Origin of the sequence: Suilimivivens aceti, from assembly GCF_025567405.1 — a bacterium.
Taxonomy (GTDB): domain Bacteria; phylum Bacillota; class Clostridia; order Lachnospirales; family Lachnospiraceae; genus Suilimivivens; species Suilimivivens aceti.
Window position 1 is genome coordinate 158693 of the sequence record NZ_JAOQKJ010000007.1, and the last position, 26823, is coordinate 185515.

At 45.0% G+C, this 26823-nt stretch carries 26 protein-coding genes and 1 riboswitch; all 26 genes read left to right on the plus strand.

The features are described from left to right. The first annotated feature begins 81 nt into the window (after positions 1 to 81). The 26 genes from OCV77_RS09935 (at position 82) to OCV77_RS10060 (ending at position 26796) form a co-directional block, all read left to right on the plus strand. Entirely contained in the window at positions 82 to 1593 is a 1512-nt protein-coding gene (locus OCV77_RS09935) for a sugar ABC transporter ATP-binding protein (RefSeq protein ID WP_262574925.1), read from the plus strand. Next, entirely contained in the window at positions 1590 to 2621 is a 1032-nt protein-coding gene (locus OCV77_RS09940) for an ABC transporter permease (protein WP_118798042.1), read from the plus strand. Before OCV77_RS09935 ends, OCV77_RS09940 begins: the two co-directional genes overlap by 4 nt. Before the next feature lie 2 nt (positions 2622 to 2623). After that, positions 2624 to 3637, plus strand: a complete 1014-nt coding sequence (locus OCV77_RS09945; protein ID WP_262574926.1) for an ABC transporter permease — start codon at positions 2624 to 2626, stop codon at positions 3635 to 3637. A gap of 34 nt (positions 3638 to 3671) precedes the next feature. Further along, positions 3672 to 4445 (plus strand): LytTR family DNA-binding domain-containing protein, encoded by a 774-nt coding sequence (locus tag OCV77_RS09950; protein WP_262574927.1) that lies wholly within the window; start codon positions 3672 to 3674, stop codon positions 4443 to 4445. Positions 4446 to 4589: 144 nt separating this feature from the next. Continuing rightward, positions 4590 to 5219 carry a DUF3990 domain-containing protein gene (locus OCV77_RS09955; RefSeq protein ID WP_262574928.1) on the plus strand — a complete coding sequence of 210 codons (630 nt, stop codon included), beginning with the start codon at positions 4590 to 4592 and terminating at the stop codon, positions 5217 to 5219. 2 nt (positions 5220 to 5221) lie between these two features. After that, a complete protein-coding gene (locus tag OCV77_RS09960) occupies positions 5222 to 5416 on the plus strand; it encodes a hypothetical protein (RefSeq protein WP_262574930.1) in 195 nt (64 codons plus the stop codon). 112 nt (positions 5417 to 5528) lie between these two features. Further along, a riboswitch (SAM riboswitch) is annotated at positions 5529 to 5627 on the plus strand. 107 nt (positions 5628 to 5734) lie between these two features. Further along, entirely contained in the window at positions 5735 to 6922 is a 1188-nt protein-coding gene (gene metK, locus OCV77_RS09965; protein WP_118798044.1) for a methionine adenosyltransferase, read from the plus strand. A 61-nt stretch (positions 6923 to 6983) separates the two neighbouring features. Next, the gene (locus tag OCV77_RS09970; RefSeq protein ID WP_262574932.1) at positions 6984 to 7583 is read left to right on the plus strand and encodes a DUF4190 domain-containing protein; all 600 of its coding nucleotides are present in this window, start codon (positions 6984 to 6986) and stop codon (positions 7581 to 7583) included. Between the two features lie 111 nt (positions 7584 to 7694). Next, the gene (locus tag OCV77_RS09975) at positions 7695 to 11183 is read left to right on the plus strand and encodes a DNA polymerase III subunit alpha (RefSeq protein ID WP_262574934.1); all 3489 of its coding nucleotides are present in this window, start codon (positions 7695 to 7697) and stop codon (positions 11181 to 11183) included. A gap of 74 nt (positions 11184 to 11257) precedes the next feature. Further along, on the plus strand, positions 11258 to 12232 hold the full coding sequence (pfkA, locus tag OCV77_RS09980) for a 6-phosphofructokinase (protein WP_262574935.1): 975 nt from the start codon (positions 11258 to 11260) through the stop codon (positions 12230 to 12232). A 76-nt stretch (positions 12233 to 12308) separates the two neighbouring features. Then, positions 12309 to 13148: a TrmH family RNA methyltransferase gene (locus tag OCV77_RS09985; RefSeq protein ID WP_262574937.1), complete on the plus strand. Its 840-nt coding sequence runs from the start codon at positions 12309 to 12311 to the stop codon at positions 13146 to 13148. Positions 13149 to 13172: 24 nt separating this feature from the next. After that, positions 13173 to 13967, plus strand: a complete 795-nt coding sequence (gene proC / locus OCV77_RS09990) for a pyrroline-5-carboxylate reductase (protein ID WP_262574938.1) — start codon at positions 13173 to 13175, stop codon at positions 13965 to 13967. A gap of 191 nt (positions 13968 to 14158) precedes the next feature. Next, positions 14159 to 15241, plus strand: a complete 1083-nt coding sequence (locus OCV77_RS09995) for a cell wall hydrolase (RefSeq protein WP_262574940.1) — start codon at positions 14159 to 14161, stop codon at positions 15239 to 15241. Between the two features lie 14 nt (positions 15242 to 15255). Beyond that, entirely contained in the window at positions 15256 to 15711 is a 456-nt protein-coding gene (locus OCV77_RS10000; RefSeq protein WP_262574941.1) for an NfeD family protein, read from the plus strand. A gap of 44 nt (positions 15712 to 15755) precedes the next feature. Then, on the plus strand, positions 15756 to 16676 hold the full coding sequence (locus OCV77_RS10005; protein WP_118798052.1) for an SPFH domain-containing protein: 921 nt from the start codon (positions 15756 to 15758) through the stop codon (positions 16674 to 16676). 34 nt (positions 16677 to 16710) lie between these two features. After that, positions 16711 to 17706: an ornithine carbamoyltransferase gene (gene argF, locus OCV77_RS10010; protein WP_262574942.1), complete on the plus strand. Its 996-nt coding sequence runs from the start codon at positions 16711 to 16713 to the stop codon at positions 17704 to 17706. Positions 17707 to 17721: 15 nt separating this feature from the next. Beyond that, on the plus strand, positions 17722 to 18714 hold the full coding sequence (locus OCV77_RS10015) for a biotin--[acetyl-CoA-carboxylase] ligase (RefSeq protein ID WP_262574943.1): 993 nt from the start codon (positions 17722 to 17724) through the stop codon (positions 18712 to 18714). Next, the gene (locus tag OCV77_RS10020; RefSeq protein WP_331488833.1) at positions 18701 to 19060 is read left to right on the plus strand and encodes a DUF6145 family protein; all 360 of its coding nucleotides are present in this window, start codon (positions 18701 to 18703) and stop codon (positions 19058 to 19060) included. Before OCV77_RS10015 ends, OCV77_RS10020 begins: the two co-directional genes overlap by 14 nt. Before the next feature lie 3 nt (positions 19061 to 19063). Continuing rightward, complete coding sequence (locus OCV77_RS10025) at positions 19064 to 19843, plus strand: type III pantothenate kinase (RefSeq protein ID WP_262574944.1); 780 nt, start codon at positions 19064 to 19066, stop codon at positions 19841 to 19843. Position 19844: 1 nt separating this feature from the next. Further along, positions 19845 to 20825: a tRNA dihydrouridine synthase DusB gene (gene dusB / locus OCV77_RS10030; protein WP_262574945.1), complete on the plus strand. Its 981-nt coding sequence runs from the start codon at positions 19845 to 19847 to the stop codon at positions 20823 to 20825. After that, positions 20809 to 21564, plus strand: coding sequence for a hypothetical protein (locus OCV77_RS10035; RefSeq protein WP_262574946.1), 756 nt, complete (start codon positions 20809 to 20811; stop codon positions 21562 to 21564). The genes dusB and OCV77_RS10035 overlap by 17 nt, the downstream gene beginning before the upstream one ends. A gap of 86 nt (positions 21565 to 21650) precedes the next feature. After that, positions 21651 to 22133: a transcription elongation factor GreA gene (greA, locus tag OCV77_RS10040; protein WP_262574948.1), complete on the plus strand. Its 483-nt coding sequence runs from the start codon at positions 21651 to 21653 to the stop codon at positions 22131 to 22133. Positions 22134 to 22146: 13 nt separating this feature from the next. Next, the gene (lysS, locus tag OCV77_RS10045) at positions 22147 to 24204 is read left to right on the plus strand and encodes a lysine--tRNA ligase (RefSeq protein ID WP_331488834.1); all 2058 of its coding nucleotides are present in this window, start codon (positions 22147 to 22149) and stop codon (positions 24202 to 24204) included. Between the two features lie 215 nt (positions 24205 to 24419). Then, positions 24420 to 25115, plus strand: coding sequence for a pentapeptide repeat-containing protein (locus tag OCV77_RS10050; RefSeq protein WP_262574949.1), 696 nt, complete (start codon positions 24420 to 24422; stop codon positions 25113 to 25115). Positions 25116 to 25514: 399 nt separating this feature from the next. After that, positions 25515 to 25922, plus strand: coding sequence for a recombinase family protein (locus OCV77_RS10055; protein ID WP_262574950.1), 408 nt, complete (start codon positions 25515 to 25517; stop codon positions 25920 to 25922). Positions 25923 to 26307: 385 nt separating this feature from the next. Beyond that, the gene (locus OCV77_RS10060; protein WP_262574951.1) at positions 26308 to 26796 is read left to right on the plus strand and encodes a hypothetical protein; all 489 of its coding nucleotides are present in this window, start codon (positions 26308 to 26310) and stop codon (positions 26794 to 26796) included. Positions 26797 to 26823: the final 27 nt, after the last annotated feature.

Below are 26823 nucleotides of genomic sequence, written 5' to 3' on the forward strand. Positions count from 1 at the left end.
GAGAGAAACATATAATGCTTGCATATTCCAAAGGCGGGATACGCAAGCATTATATCTCTGAGAGAAAGGTATGGTACGCAAATGAGTGAAATCTTATTACAGGCGAAACAGATTTCGAAGCATTTCGGCGGAGTGACTGCTCTTGACAAGGTGGATCTGACCATAAAAAAGGGAGAAATCCATTGCTTGATGGGAGAAAACGGATGTGGTAAATCAACGCTGATCAAGATTATTTCCGGATTTTACAGGCCGGATGGGGGAAGTATTACATTTGAAGGAAAGGAATATGAGAGACTTTCCATTGCAGAGTCGATCGGACTGGGAATCCAGGTAATTTATCAGGATATGTCCATTTTCCCGAATCTGACGGTTGCAGAAAATATTGCGATCAACAATGAGCTTTACAATCACAGGAAACTTGTGAATTGGAAATCGGTAAAGAGCATTGCGAAAGAGGCACTGGATCATATTGGTATTGAACTGCCGCTGCAGGCTGTTGTTGGTGAGCTTTCTGTGGCGGATAAGCAGCTGATCGCCATCGCCAGAGCGATCCTGAACAATTCCAAGCTGATCATTATGGATGAACCTACCTCTGCATTGACAAGAAAGGAAGTTGACAAGCTGTTCAAGGTAATCAGACAGCTGCAGAAAGAAGGAATTTCCACACTGTTTGTCAGTCATAAACTGGATGAAGTATTTGAAATTGCAGATCAGTTTACTGTTTTCAGAAATGGAAAGCTTGTGGTAGCTGATTCGGCAAAGAATATCAATGATGAACAGTTTGTTTATTATATGACCGGAAGAAAGCTGGAGGAAGCAGCCTTCACACCGGAGAAGATCGACCATGACAGAGCAATCCTGAAGGTGGAAAACCTGGGTCTGACTAATGGCTTTGAAAAGATCAGCTTTGAGATCCATCCGGGTGAGATCCTTGGCATTACAGGACTTCTCGGATCCGGGCGTACAGAGCTTGCCAAGACACTGTTTGGACTTTACAGTGCTACGGAAGGCCATATTTATATTGATGGTACAGAGGTACGGATCAAAACACCAATGGATGCAATCCGGCATAAAATTGCCTATGTACCGGAAGACCGTCTGACGGAAGGGCTTTTCCTGACACAGTCGATCGAGAATAATATGATCGTATCCAATATTGACAGGCTCAGGACTGCAAAGAAAATGGTGGATTATGAGAAGGGGCATCAGGACAGTCTTTCCTGGGTGAAGAACCTTGGAATCAAGCTGAACGAGCTGAGTGACGGGATCCAGACGCTTTCCGGAGGAAACCAGCAGAAGGTTGTCCTTGGTAAATGGCTGGAGACAGAGCCCCGTGTACTGATCCTGAACGGACCGACCGTTGGTGTGGATATTGCAGCCAAATTTGATATACATGCTTATTTAAGAACACTTGCAGAAAAAATGAACCTTGCTATTCTTCTGATCTCTGATGATATATCAGAAGTGCTCAATAACTGCAACAGGATCCTGATCATCAAGAATGGACGGATCGTCAGTGAGCATGTCAATACAGAACTGGATCCGCACAAACTGCAGGAGCTGGTTACAGGCGGTAAGGAGGAAACAGCATGAAAGGCAGAAATCTACTGAAGAAAAATGAGTTTTATATAACGGTCATTATTATTGTGCTGGCCTGTATCATTCAGGTGATCAGTGGACAGTTTTTTACTTCCAACAACCTGGTGGATCTGCTGCGGAGCATGATCGTACCGGGGATGATGGCAGCAGGTCTGTTTATGGTCATCGTATCCGGAAACATCGATGTTTCTTTCCCGTATACAGCAATGCTCTGCATGTTTGCGGTAACAAAATGGTTTTCTGTTATTGATTATCAGGGACCGGTATTCCTGGCGTTTCTGATCGCAGGAGTGATCGGTATGGTTCTTGGACTCCTGAACGGCGTGCTTGCTGCATGGTTAAAGCTTCCGACCCTGATCATCACGCTTGGTACCTGTACGATCTTCCTTGGCATTACCCAGGGTGTTCTGCAGAGTAGTGTTATCTCTGTGCTGCCGGTACCCATGGCAAAGATGGTAACAACAAATCTGTTCAGTGTAGTAAACGGAGAGACAGGACTTGGAAGCTCCATGCCAGTCAGCATTCTGTTTCTTGTTGCGATTTATCTGATAGTCGGGTTTATTATGAAATATACGATGCTTGGACGTGGTATTTATGCAGTTGGCGGTGATCCTGTGGCAGCAGAAAGAGCAGGATTCAACGTAAGCTTTATCCGTATTTTTGTATTTACCTTTATGGGTGCCATCGGCGGGATCACAGGTATCACGCAGGTTACCGTTTCAGGAATGTGCCAGATCAATTTCTTTGATGGCTATGAAATGACTATTATCGCAGCGGTAGTGCTTGGCGGTGCCAATATTGCGGGTGGTTCCGGCTCGGTGATCGGAACGTTCCTCGGTGTGCTCCTGATGAAGATGATCTCAAATAACCTGATCCTGCTTGGAATCCCGACTAACTGGAGCAAGTTTATGACAGGTATCCTCATCATCGCAGGTGTAAGTATGTCAGCCTATAAGAGTGTGCTTGCAAAACGCAGGATTGCATCCAATATACTGGAAAACGGACATAAGGAGGAGGCATAACCATGGAAAAGAAAAAGACTTTTGACGTAAAGAGCCTTCTGAAGATCAGTTCCAACAATAAAAAACTGTTAGGAATGCTTATATTGGTTATCATTGTATTGTCGATCGCCACAGGCGGCAGCTTTGCTAAGATCGGTCAGTTTCAGCTGATTGCTTATCTGTTTCCTGAAATGGGTGTGCTTGCCCTTGGCATGATGCTCGCCATGGTCAGTGGAGGTATTGACCTGACAGTTATTGCAGTAGCCGATCTTGCCGGGATACTGAGCTGTCTTTTGATGAAGGCGATCATGCCGGCAGATGCTTCTATGCCGGTTCAGATCCTGGTACTGCTTGTGACACTGGCCTTTGCCCTTCTGATCGGGGCGGTCTGCGGATTGTTTACCGGAACCCTGATCGCAAGAGTTGGTGTTCCTGCCATGGTGGCAACCCTCGGCGCATCAGATATTATCCTTGGAATTGCAGTAGGTATTACGAATGGATCCTCCATTAAGGAGCTGCCGTCTATTTTATACAGGGTAGTCAATTTTGAATTGTTCGGGCTGATCCCGGGTACAACGATCGTATTTATTATCTGTGCTGCACTGGTAGCATTTCTTCTGAATAAGACCGCAACCGGATTCAAGATCTATATGATCGGATCCAATGCGACAGCTTCCGAATATTCCGGAAGTGATAACAAGAAGATCCTGACGCTTACCTATATGATCAGCGGCATGCTATCAGCAGTATCCGGTCTTCTGATGTGCGGGCATTTCAATTCAGCCCGTTCTGACTTTGGAAAGTCCTATCTGACACCGGCGATTCTGATCTGTGTACTGGCAGGCGTGAATCCTAACGGCGGTGTGGGTAAGGTCAGTGGAATTGTACTGGCAGTTATTATCCTGCAGTCTCTTTCTTCAGGATTTGCCATGTTCCCGTCCATTTCCGATTATTACAAGAACCTGATCTGGGGACTTGTACTGATTGGAATTATGATCATCAACGTAGTAACAGCAACAAGAAAGAAGAAATCATAAATTTGACAACATCTTAATTCCCCTTATTATATCAGTGTTTATTTTACACAGCAGGATCCCGGGCTTTCCTCCCGGGATTCTGTATGTTCTGGTGAATGGAAGGAATGCGGAGATTCGTGTTCTGGGAGATAAGGTGTACGAAACAAGAGTTTCCATCACGGAGCTTGCAGGGCAGCTTACGGAGGGTTTTATCAGGATACACAGAGGATGCCTTGTGGCTGTGAGGGTCATCCATGATATTACAGACAGAGTATATCTGAATAACGGGGAGACACTGGAATTTACAGAGCGCAGGAAAAAGGAGATCATACAGCAGTTTCACCGGCTGCAGAAGGATATGATCCGCTCCTTTAGTGACGGAAAAACGCCTGCCAGCAGGGAAGCCTACAACAGCTGTTATAGGAGCTTTGACCATATGCCCTTTGCCTTCACAGATATTGAGATGATCTTTGATGAGAAGAAGCATGCGGTTGACTGGATTTTCTGTTATGGAAATGAAGCACTGGCAAGGATCGAAAAGATGCCTCTTGATGAACTGATCGGCAGCTCCTTTGGCAGCCTGTTCAGCAACATGGATGTGAAATGGCTGAACGGCTATGAGAGAGCTACGCTGTATGGGGAGACACTGGAGCTTACCGATTACAGTCCGGAGATTGATACCTATCTGAAGGTGATCTGCTTCCCAACCTTCCCTGGACACTGCGGCTGTATTCTGTTTGATATCCATGAGATCGAATATATAAAGAGCAGTGATGAGGCAGAAAAGGCACTGCAGCTTTATGGTTTTACTTATCTTGGGAAACATTAATGAATAGCAGTTGCGTTGGTCAATAGTTGTGATGTAATATAAATATATAGATATTAAAATCACAACAGCTAAGATGATAAGGGAATGATCGGAATTGACTTTCTCTTGTTGTTTCCAAAAGAGAAAGTGAGGTTATGAAAAATATTGACCAACATAGAACAGCTGTCGAGGGAAACCGGAATAGCTATAAAACAGCTGAATAGACTCAATCGTGATAAATGGTATCATGGAACAACGTTAGAATCTTATAAAAATATATGTATGCAGGGTGTTTTGTATTCGTATAATATAGGTACACAGTTGGATTTTGGAACTGGTTTTTATCTGACGGAAAGTCTTGATGCAGCAAGTCGGTATATGGATCGATTGCCGGAATTAGATATATCAGGTAAATTAGTAGAAAGAAAAGAATGGTGTGTCATAGAATTTGAATTTAATCCATTTAAATTACTGTTTGAAACAGAAAATCAGTATAAATATTGTAACTTTCCTGTGCATGATGAAAAATTTGCAAAATTTGTATTTGAAAACAGACTGAAAAATGTGTACAATGAGAATCCACATGGATATGATATTATCTGGGGAGTAATGAGTGATAGTATTCCACCTGAAATTATTATGTCGTATCTGAATAATGAAATTACTTATGAAAATGCGATCAAAGCTTTACAAAAACCACAAAGTATGAAACAATTATATATAGGTAATCAGGCAATTTGTAATATGCTTCATATTTCTAATCTGGTAGAATTTAATAAAAAGGAGGAAAATTGAATATGGTAAAAGAAAAACGATATACAATTGAAAGTGAACTTACCAATGCACTGTTAAGATTTTCCTTTGGGAAATTGACGGTAGAAGAGGCAGAGGATAGAGCGAGAACTGCAGCAGCTAATTGGGATTCATCTAATGAAGCGTTGGCACATAAAGGTTTGAACTGGTATGCAAAGCAGATTGTAGCTAAGCTATAAACAAGCTATAAATGGGATCTATTCCATTGACAAATAAACAGGCATGGTGTAGCCTATAGACAGATGTCAGTCAGAAGACGGCATTCGAGTGAAGAATTCAATATTGTGAAATCTCTTATTCAGAGCAGTGGAGGTACATAGGACCTGAGAAGCTGCGGCAACCCCGAGATGGAAGGTGCCAACCTGAGCGAGTATCATCGAACAATAAGAGGATTTGATAATCGAACGTCGATCCGCTTATTTCCCGTAAATAAGCGGATTTTCTTTTGTCATGCATAGTACAGTAACTGGTCATATTTTTAGAAAAGGAGAACACAAATGGAGAAAAGATTATTTACTTCCGAATCCGTAACAGAAGGCCATCCCGACAAAGTCTGCGATGCCATTTCCGATGCGATCCTGGATGCCTGCATGGCCAAGGATCCCATGAGCCGCGTAGCCTGTGAGACAGCTACCTGTACTGGCTTTGTGCTGGTAACAGGAGAGATTACCACCAATGCATATGTGGATATTCAGAAGGTAGTACGTGATACCGTGAAGGAAATCGGCTACACCAAGTCAGAATATGGCTTTGATGGCAACACCTGTGCGGTTCTTGTGGCAATTGATGAGCAGTCCTCAGATATCGCCATGGGCGTTGACAAGGCACTGGAGGCCAAGGAGAACAAGATGTCTGATGAGGAGATCGAGGCAATCGGCGCCGGCGATCAGGGTATGATGTTTGGTTATGCAACCAACGAAACAGAGGAGTATATGCCTTATTCCATCGCCCTTGCACACAAGCTTGCAAAGCAGCTCACAGATGTCCGTAAGAATGGAACCCTGCCTTATCTGCGTCCCGATGGAAAGAGCCAGGTTTCTGTAGAATACGATGAGAATGGCAAGCCGATCCGTCTGGAAGCAGTTGTCCTTTCCACACAGCATGATCCTGATGTTACACAGGAGCAGATCCATGAAGATATCAAGAAGTATGTATTTGATCCCATCCTTCCCAAGGAGCTTCTGGATGAGAATACCAAATACTTCATCAACCCGACAGGACGTTTCGTAATCGGCGGACCTCACGGAGATGCAGGTCTTACAGGACGTAAGATCATCGTAGATACCTATGGCGGATATGCACGTCACGGCGGCGGTGCTTTCTCTGGTAAGGACTGCACCAAGGTAGACCGTTCTGCAGCTTATGCAGCACGTTATGTAGCAAAGAATATCGTAGCAGCAGGACTGGCTGATCAGTGTGAGATCCAGCTTTCCTATGCGATTGGCGTTGCACAGCCCACCTCTGTCAGAGTAGATACCTTCGGAACTGGCAAGGTTTCTGATGAGAAGCTGGTTGAGATCGTAAGAGAGAACTTCGATCTTCGTCCTGCAGGGATCATCAGGATGCTTGACCTGCGCCGTCCGATCTATAAGCAGACAGCAGCTTATGGTCACTTTGGACGTAACGACCTTGATCTTCCCTGGGAGAAGCTTGACAAGGCAGATGCTCTGAAGAAATATTTATAAAAACCGGCACCAACACGAAAAAATGAGGGAAAGGCTGTCATGCAGCCGGAAAGGGAAGAGAATGTCACGATATGTAAAAGATATGCCGTTAAACAAGGATCCTAAATTTGTCAGCTTTATGATGAACGATTATCTGGCAAAGAACAGGTTCACACTCTTTGATTATAAGGGAGAGCAGGTATACCGTGCCGGAGATGCCATGCTGGAGGGCTTCAAATATCTGAAATGGTCATTTGAGGACGGAAATTTCCATATAGAAGCATGGATGAAGAGCATGGGAAAAGAAATGGGTCTTGACGGATTCGTTGGCTGTCTGCAGAAGAAGCCTTATAAGGAGAGCCTTGAGCAGCTCTATACCCTGTTAGAGCAGGATGTTGAGATTCCTGAGGGTGCAGAAGGTGCAGATGGTTCTGTAACAGTAGCAGTCAATACGGTAGATAATGCCGGAGCAGCCAAAATTGCACTTGTGTTTGGTATTCTCAGTATTGTGACAGCACTTCTGATTCCGCTTGCCGGCATTCTGTTTGGATGTCTTGGCGTGAACCGTGCCAGACTTGGTTCAGGTTCAAGCATGGCAAAGCAGGCCAATATCGGAAAGGTGCTCAGTGTCATCGGTGTTGTTATTGCCCTGATAAACTGGCTTCTTGCAATTCTGCTTTAAACCGGAACAGATACTTTAAAAGAATATCTTTTTTTGCTAGAATAAAAGAGTATCATGATCATAGTGATCATGGTACTCTTTTTCAACGAATGAAAATAAAAGGAAACAGATATGGCATTTACGCATCTTCATGTACATACAGAATACAGTCTTCTGGACGGTTCCAACAAAATAAAGGAATATGTCAGGCGTGTTAAGGAGCTTGGCATGGACAGTGCAGCGATCACAGACCATGGCGTTATGTATGGGGTGATCGATTTTTATAAAGCATGCAGGGCAGAGGGGATCAGGCCGATCCTTGGCTGTGAGGTCTATGTGGCACCCAATTCCCGTTTTGATAAGGAGCTGACTGGAGGGGATGACAGATATTATCATCTGGTGCTCCTTGCAGAAAACAATACCGGCTATAATAATCTGACCAGGATCGTAAGCCGTGGATTTACCGAGGGGTATTACTATAAGCCCAGGGTAGATATGGAGCTGCTACAGGAATTCCATGAGGGCATTATAGCCCTTTCTGCCTGTCTGGCAGGAGAGGTACAGCGCTATATCACCAAAGGGCTTTATGATGAGGCAAAGAAGACGGCACTGAAGTATCAGGCATGCTTTGGCAAGGGCAATTATTTTCTGGAGCTGCAGGATCACGGACTGCCGGAGCAGAAGATGGTCAATACGGCGCTGCTGCAGATGAGTAAGGAGCTGGATATTCCGCTGGTAGCGACCAATGATGTGCATTATACCTATAAGGAGGATGTAAAGCCACACGATATCCTGCTTTGCCTCCAGACCGGCAAGAAGCTGGCAGATGAAGACAGAATGCGTTACGTGGGCGGTCAGTACTATGTGAAGAGTGAAGAGGAGATGAAGGCTCTTTTCCCTTATGCATGGGAAGCCGTGGAGAATACCCAGAGGGTTGCGGACAGATGTAACGTGGAGATCGAGTTTGGCGTGACCAAGCTGCCTCATTTTGAAGTGCCGGAGGGATATGATTCCTGGACTTATCTAAACAAGCTCTGTACAGACGGACTGAAGGAGCGTTATGGGGATGAGAATGCACCAGCCGGGAAAACGGGACAGACCTTAAGAGAACGCCTTGATTATGAGCTTTCTGTTATCAAGACTATGGGGTACGTGGATTATTTCCTGATCGTGTGGGATTTTATCAATTATGCCAAGTCCAATCAGATCATGGTGGGACCGGGGCGTGGTTCTGCGGCGGGAAGTATTGTTTCCTATACGCTGAAGATCACGGATATTGACCCGATCAAGTATAATCTGCTGTTTGAACGCTTCCTGAACCCGGAGCGTGTGTCCATGCCCGATATTGATATTGATTTCTGCTTCGAAAGAAGACAGGAGGTTATTGACTATGTCAGCCGAAAATATGGCAAGGAAAAGGTGGTCCAGATCGTAACCTTCGGTACACTGGCGGCAAAGGGTGTGATCCGTGATGTGGGAAGAGTGATGGATCTTCCTTATAATTATGTAGACAGTCTTGCCAAGATGATCCCGCAGGAGCTGAATATCACCATTGATAAGGCGCTGCAGATGAATCCGGAGCTGCGGGGACTGTATGAGAGTGATCCCAAGGTGAAGGAACTGATCGATATGAGCAAACGTCTTGAGGGTCTGCCAAGGCACACATCCATGCATGCAGCCGGTGTCGTGATCTGTTCCAGACCCGCAGAGGAGCTGGTACCGCTTTCGAGAGGTGCCGATGGTTCGATCACGACCCAGTTTACCATGACGACCATTGAAGAGCTGGGGCTTCTGAAAATGGATTTTCTGGGACTCCGTACCCTGACTGTGATCCGGGATGCGGTAGCCCTTGTGAAGAAGAGTAAGGGCGTTTCTGTTAATATCGATCAGATCGATTATGATGATAAAAAGGTGTTTGCATCCCTTTCCACGGGAAAGACGGACGGTGTGTTCCAGCTGGAAAGCGGGGGCATGAAAAACTTCATGAAGGAGCTGAAACCGGAGAACCTGGAGGATGTGATCGCAGGAATTTCCCTGTACCGTCCGGGTCCCATGGACTTTATTCCAAAGTACATCAAAGGTAAAAACAGTGAAGGATCTATCGTGTACAGCTGTCCGCAGCTTAAGCCGATCCTGGCACCGACCTATGGCTGTATCGTATATCAGGAGCAGGTTATGCAGATCGTGAGGGATCTTGGGGGCTATACCCTTGGACGAAGCGATTTGGTGCGGCGTGCCATGAGTAAGAAGAAACAGGCGGTCATGGAAAAGGAGCGTGCTAACTTCATTTACGGAAATGAAGAGGAGGGTGTGCCCGGCTGTGTGGCAAAGGGTATTTCAGAGCAGGTAGCTTCCGGAATCTATGATGACATGATGGATTTCGCCAAATATGCATTTAATAAGTCCCATGCGGCCTGTTATGCGGTGGTTGCCTATCAGACAGCTTACCTGAAATATTACTATCCGGTAGAATTTATGGCGGCGCTTATGACTTCTGTGATTGATAATCCCGGAAAGGTGGCAGAATATATTATGGTGTGCCGCAGTATGGGGATCAGCATCCTGCCGCCTGACATCAATCAGGGAGAAAGCGGCTTTTCTGTAAAGGACAGATCCATCCGCTATGCACTGACAGCAATCAAGAGCGTGGGACGGCCTGTGATCGAAGCTGTTGTGAAGGAGCGGAATGAGCACGGTGAATTCCTGAATCTGAAGGATTTTATCAGCCGTATGTCCGATAAGGAGATCAACAAAAAGGCGATTGAGAACTTTATCAAGGCCGGGGCTTTTGACAGTCTGCCCGGTACCAGAAAACAATTTATGGTAGCTTACGGGAAGATCATGGATCATATCGTGAAGGACCGTAAGAACAATATGGCAGGACAGATGAGTCTTTTTGACCTGGTTTCCACAGAAGAAAAGGAGGAGTTTGATATCCGCCTTCCTGATGTTGGGGAGTATCCAAAGGAGATGCTCCTTGCCTTTGAAAAGGAGGTGCTTGGTGTCTATGTCAGCGGGCATCCGCTTGAAGAACAGGAGGAGCTCTGGAAAAAAGGGATCACCAATACCACAGCAGACTTTGTACTGAATGAGGAAACGGGTATTCCGATAGTGAAGGATGGCGCCAGTGCCACGATCGGCGGCCTGATCGCAGATAGAAAGATCAAGTATACAAAGAATGACAAGATCATGGCATTTCTGCAGATCGAGGATCTGCTTGGCAGCGTGGAGGTCATTGTTTTTCCAAGAGACTATGAAAAATACAACAGCAGGCTTGTAGAAGATGGTAAGGTCTTTATTAAAGGCCGTGTATCTCTTGAGGAGGACCGGGATGGCAAGCTGATCTGTGAAAGGATCACTTCCTTTGATGAAATCCCAAAGAAGCTATGGATCCGATTCCCCACTATGGAGGCATATGAAGCAGGGATCGAGGATCTTTTAAGGGATATCTCGGAGTCAGAAGGGAATGACAGTGTTGTTCTTTATATAGAAGATAAAAAGCAGATGAAAAAACTGCCTCCGGGAAGAAACGTAAATGCAGATGAGGCTCTTTATGATGCCTTATGTAAAAAGTATGGAAAAGATAACATAAAAATAGCATGGGACGTGAAAAAAGATTGAAATAGGCAGAAAAAAGGGTTAAAATAACCTCAAATCAGAGAGGAATCTGAAGATACGGAAAGGATTGGGAGCATATGGCAAAGGAAATTAAGACCATTGGTGTTCTGACCAGCGGCGGTGATGCCCCGGGTATGAATGCGGCAATCCGTGCAGTTGTCAGAAAAGCAATTGCAAACGGTGTTAAGGTTAAGGGAATCAAGAAGGGCTATAAGGGCCTGTTAAATGAAGAGATCATTGATATGGAAAAGAAGGATGTTTCCGATACCATTGAGCGTGGTGGAACGATCCTTGGAACAGCAAGATGTCCGGAGTTCAAGACAGAGGAAACCCAGCTGAAGGCAGCAGAGATCTGCCAGAAGCATGGAATTGACGGTCTGGTTGTCATTGGCGGTGATGGTTCTTACAGAGGAGCACAGGCACTGGCAAGACATGGGATCAATACTATCGGACTTCCGGGAACTATCGACCTGGATATTGCCTGTACAGAATATACGATCGGATTTGATACAGCGATCAACACGGCCATGCAGGCAATCGATAAGATCAGGGACACCTCTTCCTCCCATGAAAGATGCAGTATTATTGAAGTAATGGGCAGAAATGCAGGATATATTGCATTGTGGTGCGGTGTTGCCAATGGAGCGGAGGATATTCTGCTTCCTGAGAAATATGACTTTAACGAACAGAATATCATTAATAATATTATCAATAACAGAAAGCGTGGGAAGACCCATCACATTATCATCAATGCGGAGGGTATCGGACATTCTACATCCATGGCGAGAAGGATTGAAGCAGCAACAGGAATCGAGACAAGAGCTACGATTCTTGGCTATATGCAGCGTGGAGGAAGTCCTACCTGTAAGGATCGTTTCTATGCCTCTATTATGGGAGCGTATGCAGCTGATATTATCTGCGAGGGAAAGAGCAATCGTGTAGTTGGCTATCAGCATGGTGAGTTTGTTGATTTTGATATTGAGGATGCGCTGGCTATGCAGAAGACGATCCCGGAATATCAGTATCAGGTCAGCAGGATCCTGTCCCTGTAAGACGGATATAGTAGATAATCTGACACAACGCAATGAGGCGGAGTTTTTACTCCGCCTTTTTCTACAGGAGGATTATATGATTTCCAGTACAGCAAACAGCCGGGTGAAGCATGTAGTACAGCTTCGTGAAAAGGGCAGAGAGCGAAAAAAGGAAGGTGTTTTTCTGGCAGAGGGTATCAGAATGTTTCAGGAAACACCAGTCAGCAGGATCAGGGAATTATATATGGAAGAAACACTGGCAGAACGGCCGCAGACAGAAGATTTTTCTGAAAAAATCGAAGCCTGCAGACAGGCAGGTATTTTCGTCGAAACAGTCAGCAGTGAGGTCATGAAAAAGATGGCGGATACCATGTCACCACAGGGAGTACTGGTGGTGGCAGAGATGTTTGCTTATCAGCCGGAAGAGCTGATCCGGGAGGCAGTAAAGAGAAGGGAACAAGAAGGAAGGGATCCTTTGTTCCTGCTTCTTGAGGATGTGCAGGATCCAGGGAACCTTGGAACGATGATCCGTACAGCAGAAGGAGCCGGGGCAGACGGGATTTTTATGACAGAAGGGTGCGTGGATGTATATAATCCCAAAACCATCCGTTCAACAATGGGATCACTGTACCGGATGCCCTTTGTATGCGGAGCATCTCTTCTGGAGGTGACAGCTCTTCTGAAAAGGGAGAAGATCACTACCTATGCAGCCCACCTGAAGGGCGAGAAATTTTTCCATGAAGTAGATTACCATGGAGGCAGTGCCTTCCTGATTGGAAATGAGGGAAATGGACTGCGGGAGGAAACAGCGGATCTGGCGGATACCTATCTGAAGATCCCCATGGAGGGGAAGCTGGAGTCATTAAATGCGGCTATGGCAGCAGGACTTCTGATGTATCAGAGCCGGTATGGAGGAGCAGACAGTGCATGGCACTGAAAATGATAAAAAGGAGGAACTTGGGTGAAAATTGGATTTATTGGACTTGGTAATATGGCAAAGGCCATGATCGGTGGTATGCTTTCCAAAGAGATCGTCAGAAAAGAGGATATCATCGGATCAGCAAAAACGGAGCATACACTGGATCAGGTGAACCAGATGTATGGAATCATGACAACATCAGATAATCAGCTTGTAGCAAAAGAAGCGGATATCCTTTTCCTTGCCATCAAGCCGCAGTTTTTCGGGGAGGTGCTTCCTGAGATCAGGGGAGTCCTTCGGAAGGAGGCTCTGATCGTCAGCATTGCAGCGGGCAAGACCATTGCAGATATCGAAGGACTGCTGTCTGCGGATATCAAGCTGGTACGCTGTATGCCAAATACCCCGGCTCTTGTCGGAGAAGGCTGTACCGGCGCCTGCCGGAACGGGCATGTCAGCGATGAAGAGATGGAAGTCTGCATGAAGCTGCTTAGAAGCTTCGGAGTAGCTGAAGAAGTGCCGGAGCGGCTGATCAATGCAGTGGCCGGAGTCAGTGGATGCTCACCTGCATATGTATTCCAGTTCCTTGAGGCACTGGCAGACGGAGCAGTGCTTGCAGGTATGCCAAGAAAGCAGGCATATACCTTTGCTGCGCAGGCGGTTCTTGGCAGTGCAAAGCTGATGCTGGAGACCGGAAAGCACCCGGGCGAACTGAAGGATATGGTAACCTCCCCTGCCGGAACGACCATTGAAGGCGTCCGGGTTCTGGAGGAGAAGGGCTTTCGCGGTGCAGTGATCGATGCCGTAAAAGCATCTGTTGAAAAATCTGAAAATATGTAATTTTTATGTAACAAAATTACTAAAAAACGGTAATTTTGTCGACTAAAAAATCTGTGTTTTCTCGGGAAACTTGACAAGATTAGGTCAATTTGCTATGATTGTTCGCATATTTATCGTAATAAAAATGTAATAAATTACCAAATAGACGATGGAAGAACAATCAGTATCGATCGTATCACGGAGGTATCCTAATGATACAGAGAAAACAGCTGTATTTTTTGTGTGCGGCAGTAGTGCTTTTCCTGACCTGCTTTTTCCTTGTATCCATGAGATCACAAGCGGCGGAGAAGAAGGAGGAGTATGAGTTTCCCGTATCAGGTGTGGCAGAGGTGCTGGATCCCAGTGCACTTAGCAATGATGCACCTGTAGAGGAAGAGAAAGAACTGAACATAAACCAGAAGTTTGAAAATGAAAAGGCACGAATGGAGAAGGAGCTGGCTATGGCAAATGTCCAGAATGCCCTGAACATCCGTGCAGAGGCTGACGAAAAGTCCGAGAAGGTAGGTTACCTTTATAAGGACTGTGGCGGTACTATCCTTGAAAGAAAGGATGGATGGACCAGGATCAAATCAGGCAATGTGATCGGCTGGGCCAAGGACGAATATCTTCTGTTTGGGGAAGAGGCCAAGGCTATGGCTGAGGATGTTGGAAACTGGATCGTTACCCTGGATGTTTCGGCGGTAAGAGTCCGCAAGGAGCCAAGCATGGATGCTGAGATCTACGGTCTGCTTGCCTATGATGATTCTGTGGAATTTATTGACGAAGTGAATAACAGCTGGATCAGTGTAGATTATAATGATGAAGTGGGATACGTCAATACCGATTTTATCAATGTGAAATTCCATATTGATGAAGGAGAAACCATGGAGGTCATCAAGGTCAGGGAGCAGGAGGAAGCAGAGCGGAAGCGTAAGGCAAACCGTGGTGCTGTATCGGCAGATGCGGATGAGGTCCGGCTTCTTGGGGCATTGATCTACTGTGAGGCAGGAAATCAGCCTTATGAAGGAAAGCTTGGCGTAGGTGCGGTTGTTATGAACCGTGTCAGAAGCGGTGCCTATCCCAATACCATTCATGCCGTTATTTATGCGTCTGGTCAGTTTACACCTGCCATGACAGGCAAGGTGGCGAGAGCCTATGAAGGAAATGTACCGGAGTCATGTCTTCAGGCAGCCCAGGCTGCTATTAACGGGGAAACGACTATCGGGGATGCAACGCATTTCCGCCGGGCGGGCAAGCGTGAGGGTTATGTGATCGGAGATCATGTTTTCTGGTAGAGAAGGAGGAGCCTATGAGTGAGGTAACAATCTGGCTTGCAGTTCTTGTTGTATGTGTGGGAATTGAGATTGCAACCATGGGGCTGACGACTATATGGTTTGCAGGGGGAGCACTTGTGAGTGCCATACTGGCGGCTCTGAATGCACCGCTATGGCTTCAGATCGTGGCATTCTTTGTGGTATCATTGATCCTGCTTTATTTGACAAGACCTGTTGCAGTGAAGTATTTTAATAAGGACAGAGTAAAGACCAATGTTGAGAGCCTGATCGGCAGACAGGCCATTGTGATCAGCGAGATTGATAATCTGCAGGGGATCGGACAGGTTACTGTGGGTGGTCAGGAATGGAGCGCAAGGAGTGTGAAGGATGATGTACAGCTGCCTGTAGGGAGTGTTGTGGTTGTCCGGTCCGTGAGCGGTGTGAAGCTGATCGTGGAGGAGAAGGATCTCTCAGCGGAGAATAAACAGTAAATAGGGCGTCAGATAGTTCTGACAGAGAAAGAAGAGGTTTTTTTATGGGAGTTGTAGTGCTTGTATTATTGATACTTATCGTACTGATCCTGGCATCCTGCGTAAAGATCGTACCGCAGGCATATGCTTATGTAGTAGAGAGACTGGGCGCTTATCAGGGAACCTGGTCTGTTGGTCTTCATATTAAAATGCCATTGATCGACAGAGTGGCGAAGAAGATCAATCTGAAGGAACAGGTAGTGGATTTTGCACCGCAGCCTGTTATTACCAAGGATAATGTAACCATGAGGATTGATACTGTTGTATTTTTCCAGATTACGGATCCGAAGCTGTTTGCCTATGGAGTGGAGAACCCGATCATGGCGATCGAGAACCTGACAGCAACAACCCTTCGTAATATCATCGGAGATCTGGAGCTGGATCAGACACTGACATCAAGAGAGACTATTAATACCAAGATGAGGGCAAGCCTTGATGAGGCCACAGATCCATGGGGCATCAAGGTGAACCGTGTAGAACTTAAGAATATCATTCCGCCGGCAGAGATCCAGAACGCCATGGAAAGACAGATGAAGGCAGAACGTGAGCGAAGAGAAGCAGTAACACGTGCAGAGGGTGAAAAGAAAGCAAGCGTTACTGTAGCAGAGGGTAAGAAGGAAGCAGCGATTCTGGAAGCGCAGGCAGAGAAGCAGTCAGCAATCCTCCGTGCAGAGGCACAGAAGGAAAAGATGATCCGTGAGGCAGAGGGTGAAGCGGAAGCGATCCTGAAGGTACAGCAGGCAACGGCAGATGGTATCCGTATGATCCGTGAAGCCGGTGCGGATGAAGCAGTACTCCGCATTAAGAGTCTGGAAGCGTTTGAAAGGGCTGCAGACGGTAAGGCGACCAAGATCATTATCCCCTCTGAGATCCAGGGAATTGCAGGACTTGCAGCATCCGTGAAAGAGCTTGTTTCTGACAAATAAAAGCAGACAGAACGAAAGAACAGAGGACAGCAGTATGGCAAACGTAGATTTAAAGGGAAGAAATTTTTTGAAGCTGCTTGATTTTACACAGGAAGAGATCCTGTATCTCATCGATCTGGCAGCAGATCTGAAGAAGAAAAAGAAGGATGGTGTGCTGACACAGGATATGCACCGTGGCAAGAACGTAGCACTGATCTTTGAGAAGACCAGTACCAGAACCAGATGCTCCTTTGAAGTGGCAGCCCATGATCTTGGAATGGGGACCACATATCTGGATCCGTCAGGCTCCCAGATCGGGAAAAAGGAGAGCATTGCAGATACAGCAAGAGTCCTTGGCAGAATGTATGATGGTATCGAGTACCGTGGCTACGGACAGGATATTGTAGAGGAGCTGGCAAAGTATGCAGGGGTTCCTGTATGGAACGGTCTGACCAATGAATTTCATCCGACCCAGATGCTTGCAGATGTGCTGACCATCTGTGAGAAGCTTGGCAGGATCAAAGGCGTGAAGCTGACCTATATGGGAGATGCCCGTTACAATATGGGAAATTCCCTGATGGTTGTCTGCGCAAAGCTTGGCATGCATTTCACTGCATGTACCACGAAGAAATATTTTCCGGATGCAGAGCTTGTAAAGACCTGTGAAGCACTGGCAAAGGAGAGCAGCGGTTCCATTACCCTGACAGAGGATGTGGAAGCAGGCACAAAGGGCGCTGATGTTATTTATACGGATGTATGGGTATCCATGGGTGAGCCTGATGCTGTCTGGACAGAGAGGATCAGGGAGCTTACTCCTTATCAGGTTAATAAAGGGGTGATGGAGAATGCAGGAAGCCAGGCAATCTTCATGCACTGTCTCCCGGCATTCCATGATCTGAAGACGAAGATCGGTAAGGAAATGGGAGAGAAGTTCGGCATTACCGAAATGGAAGTAACAGACGAAGTATTTGAGTCAGGACAGTCAGTGGTATTTGATGAGGCGGAGAACCGCATGCATACGATCAAGGCTGTTATGGCAGCAACACTGTAAGGACAGGGAAAACAGATGACATCCTCAAGAAAAACAGAGGTATTACAGCTTCTTCGCAACAGCGGGGATTATGTTTCCGGACAGCAGATCTGTGAGACACTTGGTATTTCCAGAACTGCAGTATGGAAGATCATGAACCAGCTTAAGGAAGAGGGATATGAAATAGAAGCAGGACAGAATAAGGGGTATCGCTTAAACGGTACCCCTGATGTGTTGTCTCTTGCAGAATTACAAAGCAGGGTCAAAACCAGAATGGCGGGAAAGGAACTGCTTTATTTTGACGTTATTGATTCCACTAATCTGGAGGCGAAAAGGCGGGCTGAGGAGGGTGCACCTGAGGGACTTCTGATCGTGGCTGACAAGCAGGTGGCCGGCAGGGGAAGAAGAGGCAGAAGCTGGGAATCTCCGGCAGGTGCCAATATTTTCATGACGCTGCTGCTCAGACCCTCCTATTCAGCTGACTGTGTATCTATGGTAACGCTTGTGATGGCACTGAGCGTTGCACAGGCGATCGAAGAGGTTTCAAAGCTGCCTGTCAGGATCAAGTGGCCCAATGATATTGTAGTGAATAAAAAGAAGGTCGTGGGGATTCTGACAGAGCTGACGATGGAAGCAGATTATGTCCAGTATATGGTCAGCGGTGTGGGAATCAATGTGAATCAGACCTCTTTCCCGGAGGAGATCAGTGCTACAGCAAGTTCCCTGTATCTGGAAAAGGGACAGAAGGTGAACCGGGCGCTTCTGGTGCAGAAGTCCATGGAGCATTTTGATGAAAATTATGAAATTTTCTGCAGGACAGATGATATGACGGGACTGATAGGGGCCTACAATACCCTTCTTGTGAATAAGGAAGTGACAGTCAGGGTGCTGGATCCTAGAGGAGAGTATGAGGGCATTGCCCATGGTATCAATGAAAAGGGAGAGCTGATCGTAGAGAAGGAAGATGGCAGCGTGGAAAATGTCTACGCAGGAGAAGTATCAGTCAGAGGGATTTATGGCTATGTCTGAAGAAGGAAGAATGGTGCTCTGTGGCGCCAATGCATACGATAAGAAATATTATTTCAATGAAAAATTTAACGGGATTCCGGAATCCATCAAGAATGAGCTGCACATTATCTGCGTACTGTTCACGGAAGAGGTGGGCGGCATTTTTACCATAGAATTTGAGGAGGATGGAAGCGTATCCATGCGGACAGAGTACAGCGATGAGGATTTTCTGTATGATGAGATCGCCAGCGGACTTCTGGTGGGTGAGATCCGGAGGAAGAGGACAGAGCTTTTTGAATCCTTAAGCCTGTATTACCGGGTGTTTATCCTGCATGAGGATATGGGAGAGCTGTTTACGGAGGAATAAAAAATGCTGTTAGTAGTTGATGTAGGGAATACTAATATCACCTTTGGTGTGTATGATAAGAAAGAGCTTGTGACAACATTCAGGATGATGAGCAAACAGCCAAGAACCTCAGATGAGTATGGCATCAGCCTTCGGGAGCTGCTCCGTCTGAATCATATTGAAAAGAAGGATATCGAAGGAACGATCATTGCCAGCGTGGTGCCGGGCGTGATGCATTCCCTGACAGGTGCACTTGTCAGATATATCGGGACAACACCTGTCATTGTGGGACCTGGTGTGAAGACAGGAATCAGGATCACCTCTGATAATCCAAGAGAGATCGGACCTGACCGTATCGTGGATGTGGTAGCAGCCTATGAGCTGTATGGGGGACCGGTGCTGGTTCTTGATTTTGGTACGGCAACCACATACGATCTTGTAACAGAGGATGGATGCTTCGGGGTTGGTATTACAGCACCCGGCATCAGGATCTCAGCCAAGGCACTGTGGGAGGATACTGCTAAGCTTCCGGAGATCGAGATCAAAAAGCCGGATTCCATTCTGGCAAAGGAAACGATCACCAGTATGCAGGCTGGTCTTGTTTATGGACAGATCGGCCAGACAGAATATATCATCAGACAGGTGATGAAGGAAACAGGCTATGAAAATCTGAAGGTTGTGGCAACCGGTGGCCTTGGAAGGATCATTGCGGATGCAACTGACATGATCCAGATCTATGACAGAAATCTGACACTGGAAGGACTTCGTATCATTTACGAAAAAAATACAGGAAGGAAATCATAAGATGGAACTCAGCGGGCTGAAGATCGGACAGGTAACTCTCGAAAATCCTTTGATACTCGCTCCGATGGCAGGTGTGACAGACCTGCCTTTTCGTTTACTGTGCCGGGAAAAGGGAGCAGGACTTGTCTGCATGGAAATGGTCAGTGCCAAGGCCATTTATTATCATAATAAAAATACAGAGGATCTTCTGAAGATCCACGAAAAGGAAAGACCGGCATCCCTACAGCTTTTTGGATCTGATCCGAAGATCATCAGTGAGATGGCGAGGAGGATCGAAGACAGACCATTTGCCATTCTGGATTTCAACATGGGCTGTCCGGTTCCAAAGGTCGTGAACAACGGGGAAGGGTCAGCACTGATGAAAAATCCGGTTCTGGCAGCAGAGATCCTTTCTTCCCTGGTAAAGGCAGTGCAGAAGCCGGTAACGGTGAAGATCAGAAAGGGCTTTGATGAAGCACATGTGAATGCTGTGGAGATGGCGAGGATTGCAGAGGACTGCGGTGTGGCGGCAATTGCGGTTCATGGCAGGACAAGGGAGCAGTATTATTCCGGCAGTGCAGACTGGGATATCATCCGTCAGGTGAAGGAGGCAGTGTCTATCCCTGTGATCGGAAACGGGGATGTAGTGGATGGACCTTCCGCAAAAAGGCTTGTAGAAGAAACCGGATGTGACGGTATCATGATCGGCCGTGGTGCCAGAGGAAACCCGTGGATCTTTGGAGAGATCGAAGAATACCTGAAAACAGGAGAAATGCCTGACAGACCATCTGGAAAAGAGGTCTGCGATATGATCCTGAGACATATGGAGCTGGCACTTTCTGTGAAGGGAGAGTATACGGCAGTCAGGGAGATGCGGAAGCATATCGCCTGGTATACGGCAGGCTACCCGGATTCTTCCATGCTGCGCAGAAGGGTTAATGAGATTGAGGACTATCAGGAGCTGCAGGAAGAGGTAATCCGGGTTTTTGACAGGGACAGATGAAAAGATTCCTGCCAGGGAAATGCATAAAGAACCAGACAGGCACATATGCTTTCTTATGGAAAAGGAAAGCAGAACAGTTTATTATGTAACAACAGGCAAAGAAACGATTTCAGAGCGGAAAAGCCTTCCTGTTTATCACTGTGACAGGACACTGCCTTATCCGGGTGGTGAGATCCATATTTTTTTCAGCACTCTTCCAGACGGTCTGGAAGAAGAATTCAAAAAGAAAAGGAAAAGAAAGAAACGGGAGCAACAGCTGCTGGAAGCGATGGAACGGGCCTTGGAGCTGACGGATGAAAGTGTGGAAATCCTTTTTTCGGACAATCTGTGCAGGATTTTTAACAGAGAGCAGAGTGTGTCTGACGAACTGTATGCCGCGTGGCTTTTTCAGAAGCTGAAGGGAAGGACAGCTCCCTATTTCAGTCTGGAGCTGCCGGGGGAATACGGGTTTCTGATGAGAGAAAAGGTACTCTTTCTGCTGCAGCCCTATCTGAAACGCATTAACCGGATCACCTTTATTAAGCGCCGGTCCGTGGCAGAAGAAGCAATCATTCCGGGGATGGGAACTGGGATGGTGGATGAACTGGCAGATTACTTTTATGGGGAGTATGGGATCCTCTCAGGACAGGCGGAGGAACCGGAGGCGGGGAGCTTTTATCTGAAGCTTTCAAATGATGCGCAAATGCTGAATTTTCTTGACACTACGGTGAAAAGTGGTTATAATACGAAAGTTGATTAAGACGTTTTGTCTTTATTTTTATAACAAAGTATGCAGGATGAGCTGCCGGGGGCAGGCTTTCTGTATGGATGGAAGGGCGAATAGGAATGGAAGAGAAGAAGAACATACTTACTTATGAAGGACTTCGCAAATATGAAGACGAGCTCCATGATCTGAAGGTCATTAAGAGAAAAGAAGTAGCGCAGAAGATCAAGGAAGCAAGAGAGCAGGGTGACCTTTCTGAAAATGCTGAATATGATGCTGCAAAGGATGAGCAGAGAGATATTGAAGCAAGAATCGAAGAACTGGAAAAAATCTTAAAGAACGCAGAAGTCGTTGTTGAAGATGAGGTTGACCTCGACAAGATCAGCATCGGCTGCCGTGTTAAGATTCTGGATATGGAATATAATGAGGAGCTGGATTACAAGATCGTTGGTTCCACAGAGGCAAACAGCTTAAAGGGTAAGATCTCCAATGAGTCTCCTGTCGGCAAGGCACTGCTTGGCAGAAAGACCGGAGATATTGTAGAGGTAGAAACGCAGGCAGGTATCCTGAAGTACAAGGTACTTGAGATCCAGCGTTCCAACTAAGGAGGAAGTTATTGTGGCTACACAGCAGAATAATCAACCACAGCAGGAGCAGGACGTAAATCAGCTTCTGAAGGTTCGTAGAGAGAAGCTTGCAGCTTTGCAGGAGGCAGGCAAGGATCCGTTTAAGATCACCAAATTTGACCAGACGCATCATACTGATGAAGCGAAGGAATTATATACAGCGCATGAGGAAAAGCTTCTGGCAGGCCATGTGACTCCCAGCGTAGAGGGCATGGATGAAGCACAGGCCAGGGAAGTCCTGAATGCAGATTATAATGAGAGAAGAGCCATCATGGATGCAGAGCCCATCATGGTATCCATTGCGGGACGTATGATGTTCAAGCGTGTTATGGGTAAGGCCTCTTTCTGCAATATCCAGGATCTGAAGGGAACAATCCAGGTTTATGTGGCAAAGGATGCCATCGGCGAAGAATCCTATGCAGATTTCAAGAAATCTGACATTGGTGATATTTATGGTATTAAGGGATATGTTTTCCGTACGAAGACCGGCGAGATCTCCATTCATGCTGTGGAAATGACCATGCTCAGCAAGAGCCTGCAGATCCTGCCGGAGAAGTTCCACGGTCTGACTGATACCGACACCCGTTATCGTCAGAGATATGTGGATCTGATCATGAATGCCGACAGTAAGGAGGTATTCATCAAGCGCTCCAGGATCATCAAGGAGATCCGTAAATTTCTGGATGGCAGAAACTTCATGGAAGTGGAAACTCCGATGCTGGTATCCAATGCCGGTGGTGCGGCTGCAAGACCGTTTGATACCCATTACAATGCACTGGATGAGGATGTAAAACTTCGTATCTCACTGGAATTATATCTGAAGAGACTGATCGTTGGCGGTCTTGAGAGAGTATATGAAATCGGCCGTGTTTTCCGTAACGAGGGTGTTGATACCAGACACAATCCGGAATTTACATTAATGGAATTGTATCAGGCATATACAGATTACGAAGGAATGATGGAGCTTACCGAGTCCATGTTCCGTTATCTGGCTGAGGCAGTCCTTGGGACAACAAAGTTTGAATATAATGGTATTGAGCTGGATTTCGGCAAGCCGTTTGAACGTATCACCATGACAGACTGCATTAAGAAATATGCAGGTGTTGACTTTGATGCGGTAGCAACAGACGAAGAGGCCAAGGCACTTGCCAGAGAGCACCACATTGAATTTGAGGATCGTCATACCAAGGGCGATATCGTAAACCTGTTCTTCGAAGAATACTGTGAAAAGAATCTGATCCAGCCTACCTTTGTGACTGACCATCCGCTTGCTATTTCTCCTCTGACCAAGAAGAGACCGGATGACCCGAATAAGGTAGAACGTTTCGAGTTATTTATTAATACATGGGAAATGTGTAATGCGTATTCCGAGCTGAACGATCCTATCGACCAGAGAGAGCGTTTCGCTGCTCAGGATGCTGCATTTGAAGCCGGTGATGAGGAAGCAAACCATACCGATGAGGACTTCCTGAATGCACTGAGCATCGGTATGCCTCCGACAGGTGGTATTGGCTATGGTATTGACCGGCTGGTAATGCTGCTTACAGACAGTCAGGCGATCCGCGATGTATTGTTGTTCCCGACAATGAAGAGCATCGGTGGCGTAAAGGCTGAAAATGGCGTAAGTTCTAAGCCTTCAGAAGAGGTAAAAGCTGAGCCGGAAAAGATTGATTTCTCTAATGTAAAGATTGAACCTTTATTTGAGGAAGAAGTAGACTTCGATACATTCAGCAAGTCAGATTTCAGAGCTGTTAAGGTAAAAGAGTGTGTAGCAGTTCCTAAGTCAAAGAAATTATTACAGTTTACTTTAGATGACGGAACAGGCACAGACCGCACTATTTTAAGCGGAATCCACGCTTATTATGAGCCAGAAGAGCTTGTTGGAAAGACACTTATTGCCATCACAAATCTTCCACCTAGAAAGATGATGGGAATTGAATCTTGTGGTATGTTACTTTCAGCAGTAAACAATCTTAAGGATTCAGAGGATGAAGAACTTCATCTTCTTATGGTCGATAACCACATTCCAGCAGGTGCAAAGCTGTACTAAAAACGAGATGTACCTTATTGGTGGAAATTCGTAAAATTACAAAAATACGCCAATTTTACGCCAAACGATGCAGAGTTTGATGTAAGAAAACAATATAATGATGTGGAATCAGACGATATGACATAGAAGCCCCATTGGATAGAGAAATCTGTCTGATGGGGTTTTATTGTATATATGAGTTGTATTTCAAAGTGTTATGTGTGGAGGTGTCTGATATGGGAAGAGGCAAGCAACGACGAAAATATAAGCAAAAGCAAAAAAGAATAGAAAAGGCAAAAAGGGGAAAGTTAGTTAGATTTGATTTACAAAATTCAAGTAAGAAATATTCAGGATTTAGTAATAAGTATTGCTATCAAACAAACATACACAAACTGATATATAAAGATGCAAAATTTCATAATATCAAGTTTCAGTCATCAAATATTACGAATTGTAATTATAAAAATGCTTTATTTAAGGGAATTGACTTTTGTAATTGTAATTTAAAAAATTCAACTTTTATAGGTGCGAGTTTTGAGAATGTTATTTTTATGAATTGTAATTTGAAAGGTGCAGATTTTACAGGTGCAAAATTTCATAATGTTTATTTCATTATGACTAATACTGAGGTTGCTAAGGGAGTTGATAAAGAAAAAGTTCGTATTTTAAATACATATCCTAAAAATGTACAGTTTGATAGTAATTGCGAAGTTGCTCTGTTTAGATTGGGGCAGATTAATAAAATATACAAATATCATGTCCTTCATGTTAGTCCAACGAAAATAAATATGTGGATGATGTTGATTTTATTGGAAAAATATGGAGAAGGTACAGGAAGGGCACTGAATGCTTTGGTAGGAAGAAAAGATAAAAGATTTTTTTATACAGTAGCATCATATATGAATTTTATTGAATCATATTTGAAATTGTAGTATTATAATTATGTCCTGCCCTGGAACGGGGAAACTCGTGAAATGCCAATCGCAGAATGGGGACAATTAACGTTGGCTAGTATTCGAGGAGGGATGTCTATGATGAATAAGTACATTACAGTAATTGCATTTTGTGGTTTCTTGTTGGAACAGTTTCTTTGTAGCTCAATCCCATCCCGATTACTCGGGGTTATATAAAATAATATTATTGATTTAATGGAAGGTTGAAATACACCTTCTTTTTTTATATCCATTTTTAAGGAGATGGTTTCAAAAAGCATACATAAATACTGGGACGTTCCGTAAAAGGATGTCCATACATTTCGGGACTGTTTAGCAGTCCTTTTTTTGTAGTTTCAAAAAGTACACATTTCAAGACTAAGGAAAGGAGCGTTAATCATGAAGAGATATGGTTATCACAGAACAAGTACAAGAGAACAGCATTTAGACAGAGGTATTAAGGAGATTACAGCATACTGTGAGCAGAACAATCTGGAGCTGGAAAAGATATTCACTGACCAGCAGACAGGAAAAAATTTTAATCGTCCAAGATATCAGGTATTGAAAGAGGATGTATTAAGAGCGGGTGACGAGTTAATTATTACTGACGTAGACAGACTTGGTAGAAATAACCATGAGACATTAAAAGAATTGCAGCGTTACAGGGATAATGACATCCGTGTAAAGATACTGGAGCTTCCAACTACGCTTATGGATTTATCAAAGCTGGATAATGCTATGGTTCGTATGCTGATGGAAACCATGAACAACATTATAAGGATGAGATTATTGATGGGAAATGTGTAATTACAGTTACGAAACCTAAGACGGATTGGAGGCAATGGATCAAAACATTAGGTGATATTCCGTTTAACTATTATTTTGAAGAATTGGATAATGGTTACAGAGTATCGTTTGATGCAAAGCTGGCAAAACAGATACCAACAGAAATAAAAAAATTCAAACAGGTATTTCATAAAGCTGCATATTGCTTAGAATGTCGTGTTCGCGAAACCAATTGCCGCTTTGGTTGTATTTCGTTTAAAAACGGATTAGAGATAATAAATTGTTTGCATTGTGGTCAGTGCCATGAAATAGACGATGGATGCTTGGCATATCATTCGTTAAGAACATCGAATGGAGGATCAAAAGTGAAAGAAGCAATAGCGGTGTTTCGGAGATCTCTAAGTGCATGGAAACATTTTATTATTCTAGAATCAAGAATAAATTCATAGCTTTATTCGATAATGATGCTGCGGGATATAGCAGTAGTTTAGAATTAATGAACAAAGTAAAAGTCTGGCCAGATAACTTTAGAATAATGTGTTATCCTCCAATTGATGAATTCAAAAAATATCCAACACTTGCGCCAAACGGTAAGATACTAGAGGATGACATTAATCATAAAGCTTGCTCAATTGAATTATATTTGCCCGATTCCGTTATTAGTGATGATGGCGAATACCTCCCGATTGAATGGGAGGCGAGAAAGCAAATCAAACAGGACAATAGGCCTAGTAAGTATTTGTATCAAGGCGTAATCTCTGAAAAAGATACTGTAAAAAGTCGGCTTATTGATTTGAAAAGATCAATTGAGGCTGGGAAAACAGAGTTCAAGTTGGAAGAATGGAAAAGAATGCAATTGCTATTAGAAAACATTGTTTATGCTTTTGCCAATTGAAACGTAGATCCCTAAATAATTATCAGT

Bases quoted from the DNA above. Each gene is read 5' to 3' on its own strand.
- metK (WP_118798044.1), top strand. From the start codon at position 5,735: ATGGAGAAAAGATTATTTACTTCCGAATCCGTAACAGAAGGCCATCCC.
- OCV77_RS09945 (WP_262574926.1), top strand. From the start codon at position 2,624: ATGGAAAAGAAAAAGACTTTTGACGTAAAGAGCCTTCTGAAGATCAGT.
- OCV77_RS10050 (WP_262574949.1), top strand. From the start codon at position 24,420: ATGGGAAGAGGCAAGCAACGACGAAAATATAAGCAAAAGCAAAAAAGA.
- pfkA (WP_262574935.1), top strand. From the start codon at position 11,258: ATGGCAAAGGAAATTAAGACCATTGGTGTTCTGACCAGCGGCGGTGAT.
- OCV77_RS10025 (WP_262574944.1), top strand. From the start codon at position 19,064: ATGCTGTTAGTAGTTGATGTAGGGAATACTAATATCACCTTTGGTGTG.
- OCV77_RS10060 (WP_262574951.1), top strand. From the start codon at position 26,308: ATGGAAACATTTTATTATTCTAGAATCAAGAATAAATTCATAGCTTTA.
- greA (WP_262574948.1), top strand. From the start codon at position 21,651: ATGGAAGAGAAGAAGAACATACTTACTTATGAAGGACTTCGCAAATAT.
- OCV77_RS09940 (WP_118798042.1), top strand. From the start codon at position 1,590: ATGAAAGGCAGAAATCTACTGAAGAAAAATGAGTTTTATATAACGGTC.
- OCV77_RS10005 (WP_118798052.1), top strand. From the start codon at position 15,756: ATGGGAGTTGTAGTGCTTGTATTATTGATACTTATCGTACTGATCCTG.
- OCV77_RS09960 (WP_262574930.1), top strand. From the start codon at position 5,222: ATGGTAAAAGAAAAACGATATACAATTGAAAGTGAACTTACCAATGCA.
- OCV77_RS10015 (WP_262574943.1), top strand. From the start codon at position 17,722: ATGACATCCTCAAGAAAAACAGAGGTATTACAGCTTCTTCGCAACAGC.
- OCV77_RS09970 (WP_262574932.1), top strand. From the start codon at position 6,984: ATGTCACGATATGTAAAAGATATGCCGTTAAACAAGGATCCTAAATTT.
- OCV77_RS09995 (WP_262574940.1), top strand. From the start codon at position 14,159: ATGATACAGAGAAAACAGCTGTATTTTTTGTGTGCGGCAGTAGTGCTT.
- OCV77_RS10020 (WP_331488833.1), top strand. From the start codon at position 18,701: ATGGCTATGTCTGAAGAAGGAAGAATGGTGCTCTGTGGCGCCAATGCA.
- OCV77_RS09975 (WP_262574934.1), top strand. From the start codon at position 7,695: ATGGCATTTACGCATCTTCATGTACATACAGAATACAGTCTTCTGGAC.
- OCV77_RS09935 (WP_262574925.1), top strand. From the start codon at position 82: ATGAGTGAAATCTTATTACAGGCGAAACAGATTTCGAAGCATTTCGGC.
- argF (WP_262574942.1), top strand. From the start codon at position 16,711: ATGGCAAACGTAGATTTAAAGGGAAGAAATTTTTTGAAGCTGCTTGAT.
- OCV77_RS10000 (WP_262574941.1), top strand. From the start codon at position 15,256: ATGAGTGAGGTAACAATCTGGCTTGCAGTTCTTGTTGTATGTGTGGGA.
- dusB (WP_262574945.1), top strand. From the start codon at position 19,845: ATGGAACTCAGCGGGCTGAAGATCGGACAGGTAACTCTCGAAAATCCT.
- OCV77_RS10055 (WP_262574950.1), top strand. From the start codon at position 25,515: ATGAAGAGATATGGTTATCACAGAACAAGTACAAGAGAACAGCATTTA.
- OCV77_RS09985 (WP_262574937.1), top strand. From the start codon at position 12,309: ATGATTTCCAGTACAGCAAACAGCCGGGTGAAGCATGTAGTACAGCTT.